This is a genomic window from Campylobacter sp. US53, from assembly GCF_004378995.1.
GTDB lineage: Bacteria > Campylobacterota > Campylobacteria > Campylobacterales > Campylobacteraceae > Campylobacter_D > Campylobacter_D jejuni.
This window is the reverse complement of the sequence record NZ_RYYH01000034.1, coordinates 1-261: the sequence shown is the minus strand read 5'-3', so window position 1 is coordinate 261 and position 261 is coordinate 1. Positions and strand designations below refer to the sequence as shown.

Annotated in this window: 1 protein-coding gene; it reads right to left on the bottom strand. The window is 34.5% G+C overall.

All coding sequences use genetic code 11. From position 1 onward, the window contains the following. A partial coding sequence (locus tag ELQ05_RS08180; RefSeq protein ID WP_134240081.1) for a pyridoxal-phosphate dependent enzyme occupies window positions 1-261 on the bottom strand: 261 nt, incomplete at both ends.

Below are 261 nucleotides of genomic sequence, written 5' to 3'. Positions count from 1 at the left end.
ATTTAGCATAGTAAGAATTTTTTTATCTGGAAATTTTTTAGCCAAAACACTTGCTGCAAACACATTTGCACCACTTGAAATTCCTACCATAAGACCGTTTTTAGCAAGCTCTTTAGCTGTATTTATAGCATCTTCATTGCTAACTGTGATGATTTCATCTATAACATCTTTATTTAAGATAGCAGGGATAAAATTTGCACCTATACCTTGTATCTTATGACTTCCAGCTTCACCCTTACTAAGTAGCGGAGAGGCTAAAGG